At 46.9% G+C, this 1,738-nt stretch carries 3 protein-coding genes; 1 reads left to right on the forward strand and 2 read right to left on the reverse strand.

The window, feature by feature from the left end; genetic code table 11:
* Nucleotides 1-73: 73 nt before the first annotated feature.
* A complete protein-coding gene (locus C5470_RS21735) occupies nt 74-637 on the reverse strand; it encodes a plasmid pRiA4b ORF-3 family protein (protein WP_422631102.1) in 564 nt (187 codons plus the stop codon).
* A 333-nt stretch (nt 638-970) separates the two neighbouring features.
* On the opposite strand from C5470_RS21735, the gene C5470_RS21740 reads away from it, so the two are divergent.
* The gene (locus tag C5470_RS21740; protein WP_166291874.1) at nt 971-1,504 is read left to right on the forward strand and encodes a hypothetical protein; all 534 of its coding nucleotides are present in this window, start codon (nt 971-973) and stop codon (nt 1,502-1,504) included.
* Between the two features lie 46 nt (nt 1,505-1,550).
* On the opposite strand, the gene C5470_RS22580 is transcribed toward C5470_RS21740, so the two are convergent.
* On the reverse strand, nt 1,551-1,738 hold a 188-nt coding region (locus tag C5470_RS22580; RefSeq protein ID WP_207627081.1), incomplete at its 5' end, for a hypothetical protein.

Consider the following 1,738-nt stretch of genomic DNA (forward strand, 5'->3'; position numbering starts at 1 on the left):
TATAGAGGATTATTTCCTCGTTTTTAGCATGGATGAAAAGGTATACCTTTATGGATACCGATCATCCTATCGGCTACAGCCCTATCACAATAGGTTCCAGTTCCGGTGAATCAAGGTTGAGCCGACTTAATTGGCGGTTAACCTTGGGCCGGTTGAATCTGACGGCATCAAGCGCCTCAACCAATGGACGGATCTCTCCGACCGTGGTCGTATCATCAGCATGAATAATCACGTCAAGCAATGCCAGTGTTTTATCAGTTTCATCGGCTAACGTCGCGCCGGGCATTCTGTTTCCGGCCAGACAAAAAGGAGACTTCAAGTGAGAATTTTCGAGAATCGTTTCAATACGGATATCGTGAAGCCAGTGCTCGAAAAAGTTGTACTCGTAGGTAAAACGGTCACCGGCATCAAATTCAAAGTCATCCAGCGTAATTTTGTAGGGGTTATCAGGAAACCCGAGCCCGCCGGAGTAGGAAATGCCGTAATTTTTGCCATAAATACGGAATTGATGCAGATGATCATCCTGCCATCCCTGCACGATCTGAATGATATAGTGCAAAGCCGCTAAAGAAGTCTCGCCTGACAATCTGAATCGGTGCCAGACCATTGGGCTGATACCTCGGAGGGCTACTTTCACAATATAAGATTTCATGGGGAGGTGTCTGATAGAATGATGTTCCTTTGCTCATTCTATCGTCGATTTAACACCGAGCCCCACAGATTTTTATGGTCTCCTAATAGCGCTTTTGTAGCTATTACACGTGCTAAACGCTGGATATTTGTCTCTTATCCGCTTCAAAGAGTTATGCCATGGGGAAGTTCAAAATCACAGACCATTTCACGTTTTGTAACGATGTTGCAAAAATGAAAATTTATTAAGTTATTGACACGTGTTACTCATTTACGCAGGAATCCTTACGGTATCATGGGCATTCATCAGCCTAACAACAGACACAATAAGGAAACAGTTATGCCACTAACAAGCGCAGAAGCTCAATACATATTTGATAATACTCTCGGATGCCGCTATGGCACTACGACTGGGGGGGCAGGCTACACCTTCATGGACATTGAAGGGGAAGGCAAAAGTGGAGGTCGGCTGACCCCGCCATTACCGGTAGTCTTGGATTGGATTAGAAATCCTAACCTGCCCGCTTTTGAGCCCCGTTGGCACAACCGACTGTGGAACTCATGTGGAGTGATCGTCGGATGGAGCACCGCGGGTACAGTGCTCCTTGTGACGAACGCACCGGCCTCTACCCCTGCTGAACGGTACCGGTTCAATAATAATGAGGCTGCACGAGGTGATAAATATTCGTTTTTCAAATGCAACAGCCTTGCACCGAACAGTACAATTGTGGCGACAATCTCTTATGGACAAAGAAAAGGTGAGTCGGAAGACAGGGAGATCGCTTCCCCTGTCGACGATATTGTTCCCGTCGAGCAGTTGTATAACGCGATCCTTGCAGAGCTAAAGAAACTTGCAGGCAGCGCGGCAAACTGACCGCTTAGCTGTAATAACCTGCATTTGAAACCGGTTCGACCTGCATTTACCGTTCATTTTCAACCCATATTAGTTGCAACCAGCACTGGTTCCAAACCCACAATACCTGCAAATTTGCGACACGAAGTTGTCTGTAGAAGTTGTTCCCACGGCGAAGACGGAGGGAACCGCCCGTATCACCGGGTGAATCTAAGGGTTTGAATAAAGAGCGACCCTGACAATGAAACGAAGCGC

It is taken from the genome of Photorhabdus stackebrandtii (genome assembly GCF_011189495.1).
GTDB lineage: Bacteria > Pseudomonadota > Gammaproteobacteria > Enterobacterales > Enterobacteriaceae > Photorhabdus > Photorhabdus khanii.